Consider the following 19721-nt stretch of genomic DNA (forward strand, 5'->3'; position numbering starts at 1 on the left):
CGTCATCCTATCTGTGTCGTGATTTCGCCCGCGTAAATGCGGGCCAGCCTGTCGGCCTCTAACACATCATCTAGGGTCATCTCCTGGATTTGCAGCCCACCACCCGATGACATTTTGTCGAGCGTGCCAGAAACGACAGCGGACATTTGCAAGAAACCGATCTGGCCTGCGATGAAAGCATCCAGCGCACGTTCCTTGGCCGCATTGAACACCGCCCCCGCCAGACCGCCCGTGTCCATCACCTGCCGCGCCAGCGCGAGCGCGGGATAGCGGTCCTCATCGGGGGCCTGAAAGCTCAGCGAGCCGATCTTGGCCAGATCGAGCCGTTCCACCGGCAGATGCCGCCGGTCTGGCCAATGCAGCGCGTAACCGATGGCATGGCGCATATCGGGCGGGCCGACATGGGCCATCAGCGCGCCATCGTTGAAGCCCACCAGCGCGTGGATCAGGCTTTCACGGTGCACCAGCACTTCGATCATGCTGGAAGGCACGCCAAAGAATTCTTTTGTTTCAATCAGTTCCATCGCCTTATTGAACATGGATGCGGAATCGATCGTGATCCGCTGGCCCATGTCCCAATTGGGGTGGCTTGACGCCTGCGCCAATGTGGCGCTTGCCAGCTTGTCCTTGGGCCAATCGCGGAATGCGCCACCACTGGCGGTGATGATGATGCGTTCAACGGCAGCCATATCTTCGCCCACCAGCGCCTGAAACACGGCGGAATGTTCGCTGTCTACGGGCAGGATCGTGGCCCCGGCAGCGCGCGCGCGCGCCATCAGCACAGGCCCTGCCGTAACAAGGGATTCCTTGTTCGCCAAGGCCAGCGTCGTGCCATGGTCCAGCGCAATCATCCCCGGCACCAGCCCTGCCGATCCGATAATCGCGGACAGCGCCCAATCGACGGGGCGCATCGCGGCCTGTTTGATCGCAGCGTCACCTGCGGCCACGGCGATGCCGGTGCCCGCCAGCGCATCTTTCAGCGCGGCATAACAATCGTCATGGCACGTCACTGCAAGTTCGGCGCGCAAGGCAATGGCATCACTTGCTAATTTTTGGATATTGTGCCCACCTGTCAAGGCCACGACCTGATAGGCATCAAGATCACGCGCGATCAGATCAACCGCGCTTTGGCCGACCGATCCGGTGGCACCAAACAGGGTGATCCGCCTCAAAACGCGACTCCGGGGATATCGAACACATCAGCGACCAGCAGCATGAACAAGGCCCCGCCCAGCAGCGCATCGAACCGGTCGAACAAGCCGCCATGGCCGGGGATCAGGGTGGAACTGTCCTTGACCCCCATCCGCCGTTTCAACGCACTTTCGGCGATATCGCCCATTTGTCCTGCGAAACTCAGCGCCATGGAAATCGGCACGATGACCAGCCCGACATCGGTGAATATCATGAAGACCGCACCAACCAGCGCCGCCCCGATCCAGCCAGCGGCGGTGCCGGACCATGTTTTCTTGGGGCTATAGCGCGGCCAGAATTTCGGCCCGCCGAATGCCTTGCCCGCGAAATAGCCAAACACATCGGTCACGATCACAACCGACATCAGCCACAACAGCCAGATAAAACCGTAATCAGCGCGGAAATGCACCAGCCCCCAGCCCGCAAGCTGAATGCCCAATGCAAAAACAAAGAATGTCTTGATCTCGGTGCGCAATTGCGTGGCACCGATCAGCGGTGCCACCAGAAACAACAGCAGCCCCCATTGGCTGTTATAGGCCAAATGCCCCGACATGACCGATGCGACAAGCGCCGCGAGCAACATCCCCGTGGTCGGCTCGGTGGGGCGGATCATCATCCAGAGTTCCCAGACCATGACCGCGCTGACGAAAACGACCAGCATCTGGAACCAGACATCGCCCAAGATCACGCCGATAGCGCCGATAAATGTCATCGCGACGCTGGATGCGATGCGGATGCTCAGATCGTCCCATTTCGTGGGATTTGGCGGCTGGCCGGTCATGTTCAGGCCTGCACAGCGCCGAAACGGCGTTCGCGTTGTCCGTATCTTGCAAGCACCCGGCCGAATTCGGCCGCCGTGAAATCGGGCCAAAGTGTATCGACGAATTCATATTCGGCATAGGCCGATTGCCAGAGCAGGAAATTGGAAATCCGCGCCTCGCCGCTGGTGCGGATCACAAGATCGGGGTCGGGCAGGACATGGGTGTCCAAAAACCGCGACAGCGTTACGGCATCGACATCCTTATGGCTCAGCCGGCCCATTTCGATCTCGTAGGCAAGGCGCTTTGCGGCGCGGGTCACCTCGTCGCGGCCGCCGTAATTCAGCGCGATCGTCAGATGTATCAGGTCATTGCCCGCGGTCAGCAGTTCCAGTTCATCCATCAGGCTGACCAGCTTGTCGTCCAGCCTGATCCTGTCGCCAATGAACCGTACCCGCACGCCGTTATCAACAAGGGCGCGCGCCTCACGCTGGATATATTTGCGGAACATCAGCATCAGGCCCGCAACCTCGGTCTGGGTGCGTTTCCAGTTCTCGGTCGAAAAAGCGAACAAGGTCAGGTATTTGACCCCGTGTTCAGGGCAGGATTGCAAAACCTCGCGCACACGGCGCGCACCTGCGTGATGACCAAACAGACGCGGCCTGCCGCGTTGCTGCGCCCAGCGGCCATTGCCATCCATGATGATCGCGACATGCGCGGGGCCGGTTTTGGTGGTCTGGTCCATGTCGTGGCGCATTCCGGCCCCTTCTGCGTGGTCCTTAGACCTGCATGATTTCCGCTTGCTTGGTTTCAAGCGTTTCATCGACCAGTTTGGTATGGGCGTCGGTGATTTCCTGCACGGTGGTTTCCCAGAATTTCTGGTCATCCTCGGACAGACCGTCGGACTTGGCCTTTTTGATCTGGTCCATGCCATCGCGGCGCAGGTTGCGAATGGAAACGCGGGCCTGTTCAGCATAATTGCCTGCAACCTTGGTCAATTCGCGGCGGCGTTCTTCGTTCAATTCGGGGATCGGCAGCATGATGATCGTGCCATTCAGCTGAGGATTGATCCCCAAACCGCTGTCACGAATAGCTTTTTCCACCTTGCCGACCAAAGCCTTGTCCCAGACGTTGATGGTGACCATCCGTGGTTCGGGGACGTTGACAGTGCCGACCTGATTGATCGGCGTGGGCGATCCGTAAGCATCGACCATGATCGGTTCCAGCATCGAGCCTGACGCGCGCCCCGTGCGCAGGGACGCCAGTTCCACCCGCAAATTGGCGATGGCCCCGTCCATGCGGCGGGCCAGATCGTCGGTATCAAGTTCAAAATCGTCAGACATGCTCGTGTTCTTCCTTCGTCACGCGGGGCGTTGTTTTCATCTAAGCCAATGCCGCCCGATTGTATAGACAGCCGTTAATCGCGCACGGTGGTATAGGTGCCTTCGCCCGCCAGAATACCCTTGAAACCACCCGGTTCATCCAGTGAAAACACGATGATCGGCAGGTTGTTGTCGCGCGCCAGTGCAATCGCGCTGGCATCCATCACGCCCAGATGCTTTTGCAAGACTTCGTCATAGCTGACGACATCGTAACGCACCGCATCGGCATGTTTGACAGGGTCCTTGTCATAGACGCCATCAACCTTGGTGCCTTTGAAAATCGCCTCGCAATTCATTTCATTGGCGCGAAGTGTCGCCGCCGTGTCGGTGGTGAAATACGGATTGCCGGTGCCTGCGGCAAAGATGCAGACGCGTTTCTTTTCCAGATGCCGCACCGCGCGGCGGCGGATATAGGGTTCAGCCACCTCGTTCATGGTGATGGCCGAAATCACGCGGGTATGGATGCCCAGTTCTTCCAGTGCCGATTGCATCGCCAGCGCGTTCATCACGGTGGCGATCATGCCCATGTAATCAGCGGTGGTGCGTTCCATCCCCTGCGCAGAGCCTTGCAGCCCGCGAAAGATATTGCCGCCGCCAATGACCATGCAAATTTCAACCCCAAGGTCATGCACGGATTTGACTTCGCGTGCGATGCGCTGGACGGTGGGCGGATGCAGGCCAAAGGCGGTGTCGCCCATCAGCGCCTCGCCCGAGATTTTCAGCATGACGCGTTTATAGGTGGTTTTCGGTGTATCGGTCATGCAATTCCCCTGTCGCGCCGGTTTGGCGCAAAATGTCGTAAAACGGGGCGGGGTTCAATGGCGCTTGTCGCGTCAGGACGGTATAGGATGCAGATGATCACCATCGCACCCGATACACCCGTTTTGATCGCGGGGCCGACCGCATCCGGCAAATCCGCCTTGGCGCTGCAGATTGCCACGCAGCAAGGCGGGGTGATCATCAATGCCGATGCCTTGCAGGTTTTCGCAGGCTGGCAGGTGCTGACAGCGCGGCCATCCGCCGATGATCTGGCGCGCGCGCCACATGCGCTTTATGGCCATGTTCCTTTTGATGCGCCCTATTCGGTAGGGCATTGGCTGCGCGATCTGGCGCCATTGCTGCAAGGTGCGCTGCGCCCGATTATCGTGGGTGGCACGGGGTTGAATTTTCACGCGCTCACTTGCGGTCTGGCCGATATTCCCGCCACGCCTGACGTGATCCGCGCCGAGGCGGACCAGATCGCCCTGCCCGATCTGATCGCGGCACTGGATGACGCGACCCGCGACCGGATTGATCTGCAAAACCGGGCGCGGGTGCAGCGCGCTTGGGAGGTGTGGCGTGCCACCGGGCGCAGCCTTGCGGAATGGCAGGATGCGACACCTGCGCCGCTGTTGGCGCTGGACCGGACGGTCGCCATCACGCTGGATGCGCCCAAGGACTGGCTGGATGCCCGCATCGCGCGGCGGTTCGATGCGATGCTGGACACCGGCGCGCTGGACGAGGCGCGTGCCATGCTGGCGCACTGGAACCCCGCGCATCAATCCGCCAAGGCGATCGGCGCGCCAGACCTGATCGCCCATCTGCAAGGCCAGATATCACTGCCACAGGCCCGCGACGCTGCAATTATCGCCTCACGGCAATATGCCAAGCGCCAGCGCACATGGTTTCGCGCAAGGCACAAAGCATGGCATCATTTGGACGCGGATCATGCCGATATTTTTGCAACAGTAAAATTATCACAATCTTAACCAATTGATCGGTAGTCTATGTGGCGACATTCTGGGTTAAAATACAACCCTAAGGCAAGGTTCATGAGCTTGATGCAAAACGTCCCGTCAGCCTTGGCGCTGACGTCTTTGTCCCATGCAGGCCCCGCCATGCGCTGGCGGACCGAGGCGATGCGCAGCCATCCGACCGCGCGGCTGATCCTGATCACCAAGGGGCAAGGTCGTGTGACAGTCGCGGGCCTGACCAACGGTTATGGCCCCAACAACCTGATCTATCTGCCGCCGCAGACGATGTATGGCATCGAGGTCGGCCCAACCGTGCATGGCCATGTCCTGACCCTGCCCGATACCGCCAATTGGCCAGCTGAACCGGTGCATCTGCGGCTGCTTGATGTCTGGTTGCAAAAAGAAGCGGCGCAATATTTCGACCAGATCGAACGCGAATTGCAACCGGCCGGACACCCGCGGGCTGCGGCCTTGTGGCTGGGCTTGCTGGCGATCTTTGTGGACAGGCAGGCGCGCGCGCAGGTGGCCACACCCAACGACAGCCGCCGCGACAGTGCCGCAGCCAAGCTGGTGGCGCGATATACCCAACTGATCGCGCGGGATTTCCAGCTTGATCGCGGGGTTGGCAGCTATGCCGCCGAACTGGGGGTGACGCCCACGCATCTGGCACGCTGTTGCCAACAGGTCGCTGGGCGATCCGCGCTGGCCTTGCTGCATGACCGCATCCATTACGAGGCTTGCGTGCTGTTGCGCGACACGCAAATCCCGATCAACCAGATCGCGGAAACGCTCGGATTCCATTCCGCGGCCTATTTCACCCGCAGTTTTCAGGAAAAATCGGGGCAGACGCCGACAGATTTTCGGCGCGCCAACGAACGCAGCATGGCGCGTTAACAGCTTGATCCTGCAGTGTCAAACGCGGCAAATGTCGTTTTTGTGACCGATTAATGTCGCTTTTGTCAATTTATTTGCCACGCCACTGTTGACGCGCGGGGTCAAATGCGGCGCTATGGCGCCAACCCGCCTTATTGGGGTTTGCACAAAGCAGGCACGGTCCATGCCGGTGCCAATTAAATCACGCTCGCTTTCACAAGGAGAGATCCATGACCAAGCACGATCAGTCGCTGCATCCAATCGCGTTGCAATACGCCCAGGACGAAAAGGCAGGCAAGCTCAGCCGCCGTGAATTCATGGCGCGCACGACCGCCCTTGGCGTCAGCGTCACTGCTGCCTATGGCCTGTTGGGGCTGGCGGCCCCTGCCCGCGCCAACGCTCATATGCAGCAAGGCGGCACCGTGCGCATGCAGATGGAAGTCCGCGCCGTCAAGGAACCGCGCGCCTTTGACTGGCCGCAGATCACCTATGTGACGGCAGGCTGGCTCGAATATCTGGTGGAATACAACAATGACGGCACCTTCCAGCCGATGCTGTTGGAAAGCTGGGATGTGAACGACAATGCCACCACCTATGTGCTGAACGTCCGGCAAGGCGTGACATGGAATGACGGCACGCCGTTTACCGCACAGGATGTGGCGCGCAATATCGCCGGCTGGTGCGATACCACCGTCGAAGGCAATTCCATGGCCGCGCGTTTTTCCGCGATCATCAATCCAGAAACCGGTCAAGCACTCGACGGCGCGATCGAGGTGATCGACGATCACACCGTGCAGCTCAACCTGCCCGCCCCCGACATCACGCTGATTGCGGGCATGTCGGATTATCCGGCCGCGATCACGCCAGCCGGTTTCAACCCCGATACGATGCTGGAAAATCCTGTCGGCACCGGGCCATACCTGCCAGAAACCGTCGAAGTCGGGATCAAGGCCACGCTGGTGCGCAATGAAAACCACGATTGGTGGGGCTATGCCGCAGGCAAGGGCGCCTATCTCGACCGGATCGAATATATCGATTACGGCACCGACCCATCGGCTTGGGTGGCAGCAGCGGCGGCTGACGAGGTTGATATCATCTATGAGACGGTCGGCGATTTCGTCGATATCTTCAACAGCATCGGGTTCGAGGAATCCTCGGTCGCATCGTCTTCGACGATCTGCATCCGTCCCAACCAGCGCGCCGAAATTGACGGTGTGCGCCCCTATGCCGACAAACGCGTCCGCCAAGCCATTGCCATGGCGGTGGATAATGCGGTCTGCCTGGAACTGGGCTATGCCGGTCGCGGTGAAGTCGCGCGCAACCAGCATGTCGGCCCGATGCACCCCGCCTGGGCCGATGTGCCGGCGATGCCGCATGATCCCGCCCGCGCGCTCGAACTGCTGCAAGAGGCCGGCATGGCCGATTTCGAGATGGACCTGATTTCCATCGACGATGATTGGCGCAAGAACACCACCGATGCCGTGGCCGCCCAGCTGCGCGATGCAGGTTTCAACGTCAAGCGCACGGTCATTCCGGGGGCGACATTCTGGGGTGACTGGACGGAATATCCGTTTTCCTCGACCGACTGGAACCACCGGCCCATCGACACGCAGACATTGGGTCTGGCTTACCGGTCGGGCGAAGCATGGAACGAAAGCGGCTTTGCCAATGCCGAATTCGATGCCCTGCTGGCCGAGGCCAACGCGATCCCCGATGCCGACAGCCGCCGCGTCGTGATGCAACGGCTACAGGAAATCATGACCGATGAGGGTGTGACCTTGCAGCCTTATTGGCGCACGATCTATCGGCATGCCAAGCCCGGTTTCGTCGGCTGGGACATGAACATCGCCTACCTGCCGCATATCTACAAGATCGGCATCGCGGCGTGATCTGACAAAGGGGCCACCCTGACAGGGGTGGCTCTTTTTGCAACGCGCAGCCTTGATCACATTCAGCGACAGGGACCTCTATGGTATCTTTCATCTTGCGGCGCATCGGGATCATGGTCCTGACGGCGCTTTGCCTGACATTCATTGTGTTCTGGCTGACCAACCTTTTCCCCAATCTGGAAAAGCTGGCCAAAACCCAAGGCAATTTCCGCATGTCCGACGATGCCGTGCTGAGCTATCTGGGCAATAACGGCTATCTGCAGCCCTTGCCGGTGAAATACGGCCAATGGCTGGGCGTATTGCCGGGCTATGTGATCGCAGGCACTGACGGGCAAATGCGCGCGCGCTGCGCCACAGGCGGGCAGGACATCGTGGATGCGGCCCGTTTTTGCGGTATCCTGCAAGGCAATTGGGGCTATTCCACTGTCTTCCGCGAAGATGCAGGCAGCATCATCGCCACCCGTCTGGGCCTGACCGGCAAGCTGATGTTCTGGGTCATGCTGGTGATGGTGCCGGGTGCTTTGATCATCGGTGTGATGGCGGGGATGAACGAAGGCTCACGCACCGACCGCAGCCTGTCGACCGTGTCGATCCTGTCCACCGCGACACCGGAATATGTGTCGGGCGTCGTGTTCATCTCGGTATTCGGGACAGCGACTTTCGGGATGCAATGGTTCAAAGGCACGGCGACAGCCGCGATGGATGATGCCAATTTCGAAAATTTCTTTCTGCCGGTCCTGACCATCGCGCTTTACGGCATGGGGTATATTGCGCGAATGACACGCGCCAGCATGACCGAGGTGATGACCGCGCAATATATCCGTACCGCCCGCCTGAAAGGCGTGGCCTTTTCGCAGATCGTGCTGCGCCATGCGCTGCGCAACGCGCTGATCGCCCCTTTTACGGTGATCATGCTGCAATTCCCGTTCCTTCTGAACGGTGTCGTGATTGTCGAGACCCTGTTCAATTACAAAGGGTTCGGCTGGACGCTGGTGCAGGCGGCCAGCAACAACGACATCGAGCTGCTGCTGGGTGTCTCTATTGTTTCGGTATTCGTGGTGCTGACCACACAGCTGATTTCCGACATCGGCTATGTGTTTTTGAACCCGCGCATCCGTATTGCCTAAAGGAAGACATTGATGGACCCCTTATCATGGACCGGCGGCCTTGGCGCTTTTCTGAACCCGGCGCTGGCGATCACGGCGGCCTTGTGCGGCATCGTGCTGGTGGTCCAGACCGGCCTGCGGATGGGCAGCGCCGCTGTCACCTTGCAATCCAATCCTGATGGCACCTTGCAAGGGCGCGGCGGGGTACTGGGCGCGCTGGACACTGCGCTGATCTATCTGGTGTGGGCGTTGGTCGCGCTGCTGCTGGCCTATGTCACCGTGCCGCTGGTCATGCCCTATGGCAGTGCGGGGATCTTGGGCGAGATCACGCGCCGCCTGCTTCCGGTCTGGATCGCGTTGGTTGCGACCTTTGCGCTGTCGATCCGGTTCAAGCGGCGGCTGGGGCTTTATGGCAAGCTGTTTGACAGCACCGTGGGGATGATCGGGCTCGCGCTGGTGCTGTTCTGGGTCTATGTCGCGGTTTTCGTCGGGATTTTCGACATGATCGTGACGCATGATTATCTGCGCCAGGTGTCGGGGCTGAAAAACGCCCTGCCCGGCGTCGTGGCCCCCGATGGGACCGAAGGGGCGATCCCGCATTACTTGCTAGGCGGTGACAACCTTGCACGCGATATTTTCAGCCGTGTCATGGCAGGGTCAGTCTTTGTGATCGCTATCGCGCCGCTGGCGACGATCTTTGCCTTTATGGTTGGCATCACTTTGGGTCTGCCTGCGGGCTATTACGGCGGCAAGTTTGACACCGCGCTGTCATTTGCGGCGAACCTGATCCTCGCTTTTCCGGTGATCTTGCTGTTTTACCTGCTGGTCACGCCGGAAATCGTGCAGACCGGTATTCCGTCTTATATGGCAGCGTTCCTGTTTGCTTTTCCGCTGATCTTTATCGGCGTGCTGGTCAATACCCGCTATTACACGCAACCGGCCAAGCGCAACGCGATCATGCTGCCGGTGCTGGGTAGCCTAGGTTGGCTTTATCTGTCCGCGATCAACGCAAGCGGCACCGTGATCGACTTTTTGCCCGCATGGGCGGATTTATTCGATATTTCCGTGCTGGTGGTCTTCGTCTCGGTCGTCTTTGTCAACGCGCCCACCGTGTTCCGTATCGTGCGGGGGCTGACGCTGGATTTGCGCACGCGCGATTATGTCGCCGCCGCCCAGACCCGTGGCGAAGGGGCATGGTATATCATGCTGTGGGAAATCCTGCCCAATGCGCGCGGGCCGCTGATCGTCGATTTCTGCTTGCGGATCGGGTATACCACGATCCTGCTGGGGACATTGGGTTTCTTTGGTCTGGGCCTGTCATCCGAAAGCCCCGATTGGGGCACGACAATCAACGAAGGCCGCAAATTGCTGTTGATCTATATCCACCCTGCCCTGCCACCCGCCATGGCACTGCTGAGCCTTGTTCTGGGGTTGAACCTGCTAGCGGATGGATTGCGCGAGGAAAGCCTGAAGGACTGACACCGTCCCGGGCCTGACCCGGGACCTCTACAATTCAGACGAGGTCCCGGGTCAAGCCCGGGACGGCACCACCGAAAGGACCAGACATTTGGCCAACCTGACCACAGCCGAACCCATCCTTGAAATCGACCGCTTGTCGATCTCTTTTTTCACCCGCCTGCGCGAGATTCCGGCGGTGATGGATTTTTCGGCAACCATCATGCCCGGTGAGGCATTGGGGTTGGTCGGCGAATCCGGTTGCGGCAAATCCACCGTGGCTTTGGGGGTGATGCAGGACCTTGGCGCCAACGGGCGCATCGTCGGCGGGTCGATCAAGTTCAAGGGCGAGGAGATGAACACCATGTCCCCCGCCCGCCTGCGCGAGATCCGCGGCAGCAAGATTGCCATGATCTATCAAGAACCGATGGCGTCCCTGAACCCCGCCATGAAGATCGGCAAGCAATTGATGGAGGTCCCGCTGATCCACGACAAGGTCAGCGAAAAAGAGGCTTACGCCCGCGCGCTGGAGGTTGTGACCGATGTCAAGCTGCCCGACCCCAAACGCATCCTGAACAGTTATCCGCACCAATTGTCCGGCGGCCAGCAGCAGCGCATCGTGATCGCAATGGCGCTGATGTCGAAACCGTCGCTGTTGATCCTTGATGAACCGACCACAGCGCTGGACGTGACGGTCGAAGCGGCGGTGGTGCAGCTGGTCAAGGACCTTGGCCACAAATACGGCACGTCGATGCTGTTCATCAGCCACAACCTTGGCCTCGTGCTGGAAACCTGCGACCGTATCTGCGTGATGTATTCGGGCGAGGCGGTCGAGCGTGGCAGCATCGGGGATGTGTTCGACGACATGCAGCACCCCTATACGCAGGCGCTGTTCCGGTCGATCCCGCTGCCCGGTGCCGACAAGAACGACCGCCCGCTGGTGGCGATCCCCGGTAATTTCCCGCTGCCGCATGAACGCCCCAAGGGCTGCAATTTCGGCCCGCGCTGCGATTATTTTCAGGCCGGACGTTGTGATCAGGAGATGATCCCGATGGTGCGGGTTGCCGGCGACGACCGGCACCAGACACGCTGTCTGCGCAACCGCGAAATCGACTGGAACGCCCCTGTCACCGCCGCTGCGACCAAGGTCAAACATGCCCCCGGTCAGGTCGTGTTGAAGATGGAAAACCTCAAGAAATATTACGAAGTTGCTGCCAATGCCTTGTTTGGCGGCGACCGCAAGGTTGTGAAAGCCAATGAAACCCTCAGCTTTGAGGCGCGTGAGGGCGAAACGCTGGCGATCGTGGGGGAATCCGGCTGCGGCAAATCCACCTTTGCCAAGCTCTTGATGGGGTTGGAGACCGCCACCGACGGGCAGATCTTGCTCGACAACATATCCATCGGCGATGTGCCGATTGAAAAACGCAGCACCAAGAATGTGGCCGACATCCAGATGGTGTTTCAAAACCCGTTCGACACGCTGAACCCCTCGATGAGCGTGGGCCGCCAGATTATCCGCGCGCTGGAAATCTTTGGCATCGGCACCAACGATACCGAGCGCCGCGCGCGGATGCTGGAGCTGCTGGATCTGGTGAAACTGCCGCGCGCCTTTGCCGACCGAATGCCGCGCCAATTGTCCGGCGGACAAAAACAGCGCGTCGGTATCGCGCGTGCCTTTGCGGGGGATGCGCGGATCGTGGTGGCGGATGAACCGGTGTCGGCGCTGGATGTGTCGGTGCAGGCGGCGGTCACCGATCTGTTGATGGATATTCAGCGCGAACATAACACCACGCTGCTGTTCATCAGCCACGATCTGTCCATCGTGCGCTATTTGGCCGATAGGGTGATGGTGATGTATCTGGGCCATGTGGTCGAACTTGGCACCACCGATCAGGTGTTTTCGCCCCCCTATCACCCCTATACAGAGGCGCTGCTATCAGCCGTGCCGATCGCGGATACGCGCGTCACCAAAAAGCATATCGTGCTGGAAGGCGAAATTCCGTCCGCGATGAACCCGCCGCCCGGTTGCCCGTTCCAGACCCGGTGTGGCTGGAAATCACAGGTGCCGGGGGATTTATGCGACACACAGGTCCCACCTGTGCGCCTGCTGGCCCCCGGTCACCAGATCAAATGCCATCTGGATGATGCCACCCTGGCCGCGATGGAGCCGGTGATCCAGATTGCGGCGGAATGAATGATCGCAAGCAAGCGTTAACCTTGTTGTGGCACCCCGTGTCTGTCACAAAAGCGCCAATAGAATCGAAGGAGGCACGTCATGGCCGGATCAGTCAACAAAGTCATTCTTATCGGCAATCTTGGCGCCGACCCGGAAATCCGCAGCTTTCAAAACGGCGGCAAGGTGGCGAACCTGCGCATCGCCACATCCGAGACGTGGAAAGACAAAAATACCGGTGAACGCCGCGAAAAGACTGAATGGCACACGGTTGCGCTCTTTTCCGAAGGGCTTGTGCGCGTGGCCGAGCAATATCTGAAAAAAGGCTCCAAGGTTTATATCGAGGGCAAGTTGCAGACCCGCAAATGGCAGGACCAATCGGGTGCCGACCGCTATTCCACCGAGGTTGTGGTGCAGATGGGTGGCACGCTGACCATGCTGGACGGGCGCAGCGATGGTGGCGGCAACACCGGTGGCGGCGATTACGGGTCGGGCAGCAGCGGTGGCGGCGGCGGTGGGCGTAGCAGCTATAACGACGGTGGCTATGGAGGCGGCGCGCCATCGGGCGGCAGCGATATGGATGACGAAATCCCGTTCTGATCGTCGATGCAATTAGCACCGGAAACACAGATCCTGATCCTGAATGCCGCGATCCTTGGGGTTGCCTATTTGGGGATTTTTCCGTCCTTGCGTGAAAAGACACTGGCGCGCATCATGACCGTCGATCTGGTGCTGAGCGTGCTGGCTGTCGGGGTCGCGGGCGCGCTGTTCTGGGGGCGCGGCCTGTCCTTTGACATGCTGGTGTTTTCCGCCAATTGGGCGGTGTTCAGCATTGTCACGCTGATGATCATGGAAGCGCCGTTGTTTTATATATTCGCCAAAAAGCACGGTATCTCCCTGACCGGCGAGGATCGCTGACGCGGCAGAGCCGCGGCCTCCGGCGGGGATGACGTCAAATCGCGCTTGCGCGAATTGACGCGCTCGGAAGATAGCGGCGTCAGCGGGGCGACAGCGCGTCCTGCAACAGCGCGCGCACCTTGTCGCGCGGCACGTCAGAGGTGATGAACGCCTGCCCGATCCCGCGCGCCAGAATGAACCGCAGCTGGCCATCCTGCACCTTTTTATCCTGCGCCATCAAGTCCAGCAGCGCATCGGCATCGGGCAGAACGCCTTTAATATCAGCGATATCGACCTTCATCCCCATGTCGCGCAGATGCGCGCGCACGCGACTTGGGTCCTCTTGGCTGCACAGGCCCAGCCGCGCGGACAGTTCGAACGCCAGTGCGCAGCCGATGGCCACGCCTTCGCCGTGCAACAGCCGGTCGGAATAGCCGGTCGCCTGTTCCAGCGCATGACAGAACGTATGGCCAAGGTTCAGCAAAGCCCGTTCGCCCTGTTCGGTTTCATCGCGCTGCACGATCCCGGCCTTCATTTCGCACGACCGCGTCACAGCGCGCACGCGCGCCGCCATATCACCCGCCGCCATGCCGGGGGCGGCCTGTTCCAGCCAGTCAAAGAAATCCGCATCCCCCAACAGCCCGTATTTCACCACTTCGCCGTAACCCGCCAGAAAATCGCGGCGCGGCAGCGTGCCTAACAGATCGGTATCAGCCAGCACCAGCGCGGGTTGGTGAAACGCACCGACAAGGTTCTTGCCATGCGGTGAATTGATGCCGGTCTTGCCACCAACCGAACTGTCCACCTGCGCCAGCAGGCTGGTCGGCATCTGCACGAAACGCACGCCGCGCCGCAGGATCGCAGCGGCAAAGCCCGCCAGATCGCCGATCACCCCGCCGCCAAAGGCGATGATGCAATCGCGCCGTTCGACCTTTTGCGCGAGCAGCCATTCGACCACGCGTTCCAGCTGCGCCCAGCATTTCGTGGCCTCGCCCGCTGGCAGCACCAGCGCATCCGATGTCAGCCCCGCTGCTGCCAGCGCGCCTTGCAGGGCTGGCAGATGCAAGCTGGCCACGTTTTCATCCGTCACGATGCAGATATGCCGCCGCCCGCCAAAGGCCGCAATATGCGCGCCCGCATCCGCGATCAGGCCGGGGCCGATATGGATGTCATAGGCCCGACCGGGCAGATCGACATGGACTTTGGTTTGCATCAGATCGTCTCCAGAAAATCGGGGCGCGTGGCCAGCAGACGCAGCGCGTCTTGCGTCGTGTCGTCGATCGAGGCGTGAATGCCGACAGGCAGCCGCAGCCCGGCCAGCGCATAGACATCACGGCGCTGGTCCAGCAAGCGTGTCAATGTTCCTTTGGGGTCAGGCGTCCGCAACAAGGGGCGCGTGTCCTTGTGCCGGACACGTTCCCACAATGTGTTCAGATCGGCATCGAGCCAGACAGCAATGGCATCGCGCGCAATCATGTCGCGGTTTTCAGCCGCCAGAAAAGCGCCGCCACCGGTCGAAATGATCTGCGCGCCCCCCGCCAACAAGCGGCGCAGCACCTCGGTTTCACGGCGGCGAAAGAACGCTTCGCCATCGCGGGCAAAGATTTCCGCGATGCTGAGCGCTGCGGCTTCTTCGATTGCGGTGTCGCTGTCCACGAATGGCACATGCAATGTCGACGCAAGCGACCGCCCAATCGCGGTCTTGCCCGACCCCATCATGCCCACCAGCACCACGGAACGCTTCAGCCGATATGCCGCCGCCGATGCCATGCCGTTCCTTTCGTGCTGTGATCGGCCATCGCCTGCCGACTTGAAAAGTTTTGTGAATGAATGGCGTGATATTGCCCGAAAGACCATATATAAACAGCGCAGAATGTGGCGCACAGACCACTTATCAGCGATGGCAGAACGGGGCGGGCAATGTGGCGGTTTTTGAAATTATTGATCTTTTTTATCATTCTTCTGGCGGTCGGATTTGTCGGCTATGCCTATATTGGCCCTGTCGTGTTCCCGTCGGATTTCGCAGCCCCGGCACAGGAGGTAACGCGCCCTGTCACGCTTGACGCAAACTAGCGCGGTTCTTGCCCTTGCGGTGCTGACGACAGGTCCGGCGGCTGCCCGCGATCCGCTGTCCTCGATCGACTGGCTGTCGCAAGAGGCCGTGAACGCGGTCAATCCCGATGAACCACCCGTCGTTCAAAGCGCGTTGCCGCCCGATATCGCGGTCATGCCGCTGGACCGGCTGTCCAAGGACCCTGTCGGCCTGTTGCCATCGGATGTCACCGGCCTGCCGCATAATATCTGGTCCCCCAGCAATGAGCAGGACATTGTCGCGCTGCTCCGTGCCGACCGGCGCGATTCGTTGCCGGCGATCGTGGCGTTCGTCAAAGTCTTGATGCAAGCGCGTGCCGACCCGCCCCTGGGTGCGGGGCCGGATGGGGCGCTGTTTCTGGCCCGCGTCGACCGGTTGGTCGAGCTGGGGGCGGTGGAACAGGCCAAGTCGCTGATCGAACTGGCAACGCCGGATACGCCGCCGGTATTTCAACGCTGGTTCGATCTGTCGCTCTTGACCGGCACCGAGGATGCGGCCTGTCGCGTGATGAACGCCAGACCCGATCTATCCCCTACGAATGCGGCGCGGATCTTTTGCCTTGCGCGCAGTGGCCAATGGCCGGTTGCGGTCCTGTCACTGAACACGCACCGCGTGCTTGGCGATATCACCTTGTCAGAGGCCGATATGCTGGCACGGTTTCTTGACCCAGAATTATTCGAAGGCGCGCCCCCGCTGGCCGCCCCGTCCAATGTCACCCCGCTGACCTTTCGCCTGTTCGAAGCCTTCGGCGAGCCCTTGATCACACGCGGCCTGCCCTTGGCCTTTGCCCATGCGGACCTGCGCGGCAACAATGCATGGAAAGCCCAGCTGGAAGCCGCCGAAAGGCTGGCCCGCCACGGCGCTGTGCCAGAAAACGTGTTGCAGAATTTCTATACCGCGCGCAGGCCCGCTGCATCGGGCGGCATCTGGGACCGGGCGGCTGCCATCATCCGGCTTGATGCCGCGATCAGCGCGGGCGATCCGCAGGCGGTCTCACAACACTTGCCTGCCGCGTGGGACGCGATGAAACAGGCGCGCACCGAAGTGCCTTTTGCCAAGCTCTACAGCGCTGCCCTGCAAAACATGGAGCTGCGCGGCGAAGCTAATGACATCGCCAACCGCGCCGGGCTTTTGTCCGAGCAGTATCGCACCGTCGCCGAAAAGTTGGCCGCAGCGGGGGGCGACAGCTTTGACCCATTTCTGATCGCCATTGCATTGGGCCGCCCGCAGGACGTGCCGACAAGCGCACCCCGCGCGCTGGCCATTCAGGCGGCATTCGCGGGTGCGCCTGCCCCGGTCGAATTGCAAAACCTTGTCGCCAACGGCAAAACCGGCGAGGCAATGCTGCGCGCCATCACCTTGTTCAACGAAGGGTTCGCAGGCGAAGCCCGGTCGCTGACCGACGCATTGGCGCTGTTCTTGCTGCTCGATCTGGATGACGTCGCGCGACGCACATCGCTGGAACTGATGATCCTGGACCGCGCGACGTGACGCAAGGCCCCGGCAATATGGCACGCTGGGTGCAGACCTTTTTGCAAGCCCAAGCCGCCGAGCTGAACGCAGCCACCAACACCCAGCTGGCCTATGCGCGCGACCTGCAGGGCTTTGCCGAATGGCTGGCCAGCCGCGGCCTGCATTTCATGCAGGTGACGCAGGACCAGATCGAAAGCTATCTGATTGATTGCGCGGCCGATGGTCTGGCCAAATCCACCCGCGCGCGCCGGTTGTCGGCGATCAAGCAATTGTTCCGCTTTGCCTATGACGAAGGCTGGCGCGCCGACAATCCTGCCCTGCAAATCAAAGGCCCGGGTCGCGCCCAACGCCTGCCCAAAACTCTGGATCTGGCCGAGGTGGACCGCCTGCTTGATGCCGCCCGTGCCAGCCCGCGGGACGGGTTACGCAATGGCTGCCTGATGGAACTGCTTTATGCGACGGGGATGCGGGTGAGCGAATTGGTCAGCCTGCCGGTTTCCGCGGCGCGCGGCGATCCACGGATGCTGCTGGTGCGCGGCAAAGGCGGCAAGGAGCGGCTGGTGCCGCTGTCGCCGCCTGCCCGCGCCGCCATGGCCGCATGGCTGGCCGCACGTGATGCCGCCCAAGAGGTCGCGCAAAAGCCGGGCAAGCCTGCGTCGAAATTCCTGTTTCCATCGCATGGCAAGGCGGGCCATCTGACGCGCCACGCCTTTTTCGGACTGATCAAGGGCTTTGCCGTAACGGCGGGCCTGTCGCCGGAACGGGTGACGCCGCACGTGCTGCGCCATGCTTTTGCAACCCATTTGCTGGCGGGGGGCGCTGATCTGCGGTCGATCCAGACCATGCTGGGCCATGCCGATATCGCTACGACCGAGATTTACACCCATGTGCTGGACCAGCGCCTGACTGATCTTGTTATGCAACACCATCCGCTTGCCAAGCCGAGCAAGTCTTGAAGCGGCGGCCTGCGCAGGCAATATAGGGCTGAACCATCTGAAAGCGTGAAATGGAACCCTCGACACTCGACGCAACTTTCTGGGCCACGGCGGCGGCCATTGTTGTTTTGCTTATCCTGTCCGGCTTTTTCTCCGGCTCTGAAACCGCACTCACCGCCGCGTCACGCGGCAAGCTGCGATCCGCCGCCGATAAAGGGTCCAAGGGTGCGCAACGCGCGCTGAAGGTGACCGAGGATAACGAACGTCTGATCGGGTCGGTCCTTTTGGGCAATAACGTTGTCAACATTCTGGCGACATCGCTGGCGACCGCGATCCTGACCAAGGTCTTTGGCCAGAACGGTGTTGCCGCCGCCACGCTGATCATGACGCTGCTGGTGCTGATCTTTGCCGAAGTGCTGCCCAAGACGTTTGCCATCACCAACCCTGAAAAGGTCGCCTCGGCCGTGGCGCGCCCGATCGGCGTGATCGTGCTGGTCTTTGCGCCTGCCGTGACCGCAGTGCGGTTTTTGGTGCGCGGTGTTCTGTATTTATTTGGCGTGCGCACAGATCCTGATAGCAACATCCTTGCCGTGCGCGAGGAAATCGCCGGCGCCTTGCATCTAGGCCATGCCGAAGGCTGGGTCGAGAAAGAAGACCGCGACCGGATTCTGGGCGCACTGGACCTGAACGAACGCACCGTGGAAGAGGTCATGCTGCACCGCTCTGGCATCGAAATGGTCGATGCTGCTCTGCCCGCGCAAGATATTCTCGCGCAGATCTTGCAAAGCCAGCATACCCGTCTGCCGCTCTATCGGGACAACCCCGAAAACATCGTCGGCGTGATCCACGCCAAGGATCTGTTGCGCGCAATGCATAAATTGCTCAGCGGTGGCGAAGTGGACGGACAGGGTCTGGCGGTCTTTGACGTGATGAAAGTTGCGATGCCGCCCTATTTCGTCCCCGAAACGACGACGCTGGGCGATCAGATGCGCAATTTTCTCAAGCGCAAAACGCATTTCGCGCTGGTGGTTGATGAATATGGCGGCCTAGAGGGCTTGATCACGCTCGAAGACATTCTCGAGGAAATCGTAGGCGAAATCGCGGATGAATTCGACGAATACGAACCCGACCAGATCGCGGCAACGGCGGATGGTGCTTATATCGTCGATGGCGGCATCACGATCCGCGATCTCAATCGCGCACATGACTGGCAATTGCCCGACGACGAGGCCAACACCGTTGCGGGTCTGGTGATCCACGAGGCACAGATGATCCCCGTGGTCGGACAGGTGTTTTCCTTTCACGGCTTTCGTTTCGAAGTGCTGACCAAAGAAGAAAACCGGCTGGCTACGTTGAAGATCCGCAAGCTTTAGACAAACAGACCGTGGTGCGCGGCCTGTCGCATTTTGTGGTCGGTAAAATACATTGTTAACTTTTACCTGCCATAGAGGATCGGCAAGCTCAGGTTTCTGGTCTTGCTCTTCTCCCTGTTAGACTGGCCGCGCCTTCGGGTGCGGCCATTTTTCATCCCCCCCCTGCAAATCAAGCACCATGTAAAAGCGTCGGATTAGCTGTTGACGGCGACATGCCCATTGCGTAGCGTAAGCCCAATTCGTCGGCCAAGTCCGACAGGGAGAAAAAATAAAGGGTCCGGCAACGGGCCCTTTTTTCATGCGGTGATATCGCGTGGTGGCGCTGGCGGAACCCCGCCACTGATGCGGTTTTTGTCCCTGACACGCCCCGCGCGCCATGATAGATCGCGAC

General features: G+C 60.4%; 19 protein-coding genes. 12 read left to right on the top strand and 7 right to left on the bottom strand.

Annotated elements, in window-relative coordinates:
* Nucleotides 1–2 precede the first annotated feature (2 nt).
* From dxr to pyrH, 5 genes are all read right to left on the bottom strand, one after another.
* Complete coding sequence (gene dxr, locus ACPF9B_RS06105; RefSeq protein WP_424179961.1) at nt 3–1172, bottom strand: 1-deoxy-D-xylulose-5-phosphate reductoisomerase; 1170 nt, start codon at nt 1170–1172, stop codon at nt 3–5.
* On the bottom strand, nt 1169–1972 hold the full coding sequence (locus ACPF9B_RS06110; protein ID WP_424179963.1) for a phosphatidate cytidylyltransferase: 804 nt from the start codon (nt 1970–1972) through the stop codon (nt 1169–1171). Before ACPF9B_RS06110 ends, dxr begins: the two co-directional genes overlap by 4 nt.
* A 2-nt stretch (nt 1973–1974) precedes the next feature.
* Nucleotides 1975–2706: a polyprenyl diphosphate synthase gene (gene uppS, locus ACPF9B_RS06115; protein WP_424179965.1), complete on the bottom strand. Its 732-nt coding sequence runs from the start codon at nt 2704–2706 to the stop codon at nt 1975–1977.
* A gap of 22 nt (nt 2707–2728) precedes the next feature.
* Nucleotides 2729–3292 (bottom strand): ribosome recycling factor, encoded by a 564-nt coding sequence (gene frr / locus ACPF9B_RS06120; RefSeq protein ID WP_007204763.1) that lies wholly within the window; start codon nt 3290–3292, stop codon nt 2729–2731.
* Nucleotides 3293–3366: 74 nt separating this feature from the next.
* Nucleotides 3367–4092, bottom strand: a complete 726-nt coding sequence (gene pyrH, locus ACPF9B_RS06125) for a UMP kinase (RefSeq protein ID WP_007204762.1) — start codon at nt 4090–4092, stop codon at nt 3367–3369.
* Between the two features lie 57 nt (nt 4093–4149).
* Here pyrH and miaA point away from each other — a divergent pair, with 57 nt between their 5' ends.
* The 8 genes from miaA (at nt 4150) to ACPF9B_RS06165 (ending at nt 13478) form a co-directional block, all read left to right on the top strand.
* Nucleotides 4150–5079, top strand: a complete 930-nt coding sequence (gene miaA / locus ACPF9B_RS06130) for a tRNA (adenosine(37)-N6)-dimethylallyltransferase MiaA (RefSeq protein ID WP_424179968.1) — start codon at nt 4150–4152, stop codon at nt 5077–5079.
* Nucleotides 5080–5142: 63 nt separating this feature from the next.
* Nucleotides 5143–5958, top strand: coding sequence for an AraC family transcriptional regulator (locus ACPF9B_RS06135; protein ID WP_424179970.1), 816 nt, complete (start codon nt 5143–5145; stop codon nt 5956–5958).
* Nucleotides 5959–6167: 209 nt separating this feature from the next.
* The gene (locus ACPF9B_RS06140) at nt 6168–7826 is read left to right on the top strand and encodes an ABC transporter substrate-binding protein (RefSeq protein WP_424179972.1); all 1659 of its coding nucleotides are present in this window, start codon (nt 6168–6170) and stop codon (nt 7824–7826) included.
* A gap of 80 nt (nt 7827–7906) precedes the next feature.
* Nucleotides 7907–8953, top strand: coding sequence for an ABC transporter permease (locus ACPF9B_RS06145; protein ID WP_007204757.1), 1047 nt, complete (start codon nt 7907–7909; stop codon nt 8951–8953).
* Between the two features lie 12 nt (nt 8954–8965).
* The gene (locus tag ACPF9B_RS06150) at nt 8966–10411 is read left to right on the top strand and encodes an ABC transporter permease (protein ID WP_007204756.1); all 1446 of its coding nucleotides are present in this window, start codon (nt 8966–8968) and stop codon (nt 10409–10411) included.
* Between the two features lie 88 nt (nt 10412–10499).
* Nucleotides 10500–12581, top strand: coding sequence for a dipeptide ABC transporter ATP-binding protein (locus tag ACPF9B_RS06155; protein WP_424179975.1), 2082 nt, complete (start codon nt 10500–10502; stop codon nt 12579–12581).
* An 81-nt stretch (nt 12582–12662) separates the two neighbouring features.
* Nucleotides 12663–13160 carry a single-stranded DNA-binding protein gene (gene ssb / locus ACPF9B_RS06160; protein WP_007204754.1) on the top strand — a complete coding sequence of 166 codons (498 nt, stop codon included), beginning with the start codon at nt 12663–12665 and terminating at the stop codon, nt 13158–13160.
* Nucleotides 13161–13166: 6 nt separating this feature from the next.
* On the top strand, nt 13167–13478 hold the full coding sequence (locus tag ACPF9B_RS06165; RefSeq protein ID WP_424179978.1) for a hypothetical protein: 312 nt from the start codon (nt 13167–13169) through the stop codon (nt 13476–13478).
* 79 nt (nt 13479–13557) lie between these two features.
* On the opposite strand, the gene aroB is transcribed toward ACPF9B_RS06165, so the two are convergent.
* The gene (gene aroB, locus ACPF9B_RS06170; protein ID WP_424179980.1) at nt 13558–14670 is read right to left on the bottom strand and encodes a 3-dehydroquinate synthase; all 1113 of its coding nucleotides are present in this window, start codon (nt 14668–14670) and stop codon (nt 13558–13560) included.
* Complete coding sequence (locus ACPF9B_RS06175; protein WP_007204751.1) at nt 14670–15227, bottom strand: shikimate kinase; 558 nt, start codon at nt 15225–15227, stop codon at nt 14670–14672. The genes aroB and ACPF9B_RS06175 overlap by 1 nt, the downstream gene beginning before the upstream one ends.
* A 150-nt stretch (nt 15228–15377) precedes the next feature.
* Between ACPF9B_RS06175 and ACPF9B_RS06180 the strand changes: the two genes are divergently transcribed.
* The 4 genes from ACPF9B_RS06180 to ACPF9B_RS06195 are packed head-to-tail and all read left to right on the top strand — an operon-like array spanning nt 15378 to nt 19330.
* Entirely contained in the window at nt 15378–15530 is a 153-nt protein-coding gene (locus tag ACPF9B_RS06180) for a hypothetical protein (RefSeq protein ID WP_424179982.1), read from the top strand.
* A complete protein-coding gene (locus tag ACPF9B_RS06185; protein ID WP_424179984.1) occupies nt 15517–17040 on the top strand; it encodes a hypothetical protein in 1524 nt (507 codons plus the stop codon). Before ACPF9B_RS06180 ends, ACPF9B_RS06185 begins: the two co-directional genes overlap by 14 nt.
* Nucleotides 17041–17057: 17 nt before the next feature.
* Complete coding sequence (locus tag ACPF9B_RS06190; protein WP_424179986.1) at nt 17058–17978, top strand: site-specific tyrosine recombinase XerD; 921 nt, start codon at nt 17058–17060, stop codon at nt 17976–17978.
* 50 nt (nt 17979–18028) lie between these two features.
* Nucleotides 18029–19330: an HlyC/CorC family transporter gene (locus ACPF9B_RS06195; RefSeq protein WP_007204747.1), complete on the top strand. Its 1302-nt coding sequence runs from the start codon at nt 18029–18031 to the stop codon at nt 19328–19330.
* Nucleotides 19331–19721: the final 391 nt, after the last annotated feature.

Origin of the sequence: Yoonia sp. TsM2_T14_4, assembly GCF_049602355.1 — a bacterium.
GTDB lineage: Bacteria > Pseudomonadota > Alphaproteobacteria > Rhodobacterales > Rhodobacteraceae > Yoonia > Yoonia vestfoldensis_A.

Coding starts and splice junctions, on each gene's coding strand:
- ACPF9B_RS06110 (WP_424179963.1), bottom strand. CDS start 1,972: ATGACCGGCCAGCCGCCAAATCCCACGAAATGGGACGATCTGAGCATC.
- uppS (WP_424179965.1), bottom strand. CDS start 2,706: ATGCGCCACGACATGGACCAGACCACCAAAACCGGCCCCGCGCATGTC.
- frr (WP_007204763.1), bottom strand. CDS start 3,292: ATGTCTGACGATTTTGAACTTGATACCGACGATCTGGCCCGCCGCATG.
- pyrH (WP_007204762.1), bottom strand. CDS start 4,092: ATGACCGATACACCGAAAACCACCTATAAACGCGTCATGCTGAAAATC.
- miaA (WP_424179968.1), top strand. CDS start 4,150: ATGGCGCTTGTCGCGTCAGGACGGTATAGGATGCAGATGATCACCATC.
- ACPF9B_RS06135 (WP_424179970.1), top strand. CDS start 5,143: ATGAGCTTGATGCAAAACGTCCCGTCAGCCTTGGCGCTGACGTCTTTG.
- ACPF9B_RS06140 (WP_424179972.1), top strand. CDS start 6,168: ATGACCAAGCACGATCAGTCGCTGCATCCAATCGCGTTGCAATACGCC.
- ACPF9B_RS06145 (WP_007204757.1), top strand. CDS start 7,907: ATGGTATCTTTCATCTTGCGGCGCATCGGGATCATGGTCCTGACGGCG.
- ACPF9B_RS06150 (WP_007204756.1), top strand. CDS start 8,966: ATGGACCCCTTATCATGGACCGGCGGCCTTGGCGCTTTTCTGAACCCG.
- ssb (WP_007204754.1), top strand. CDS start 12,663: ATGGCCGGATCAGTCAACAAAGTCATTCTTATCGGCAATCTTGGCGCC.
- ACPF9B_RS06165 (WP_424179978.1), top strand. CDS start 13,167: ATGCAATTAGCACCGGAAACACAGATCCTGATCCTGAATGCCGCGATC.
- aroB (WP_424179980.1), bottom strand. CDS start 14,670: ATGCAAACCAAAGTCCATGTCGATCTGCCCGGTCGGGCCTATGACATC.
- ACPF9B_RS06175 (WP_007204751.1), bottom strand. CDS start 15,227: ATGGCATCGGCGGCGGCATATCGGCTGAAGCGTTCCGTGGTGCTGGTG.
- ACPF9B_RS06180 (WP_424179982.1), top strand. CDS start 15,378: ATGTGGCGGTTTTTGAAATTATTGATCTTTTTTATCATTCTTCTGGCG.
- ACPF9B_RS06190 (WP_424179986.1), top strand. CDS start 17,058: ATGGCACGCTGGGTGCAGACCTTTTTGCAAGCCCAAGCCGCCGAGCTG.
- ACPF9B_RS06195 (WP_007204747.1), top strand. CDS start 18,029: ATGGAACCCTCGACACTCGACGCAACTTTCTGGGCCACGGCGGCGGCC.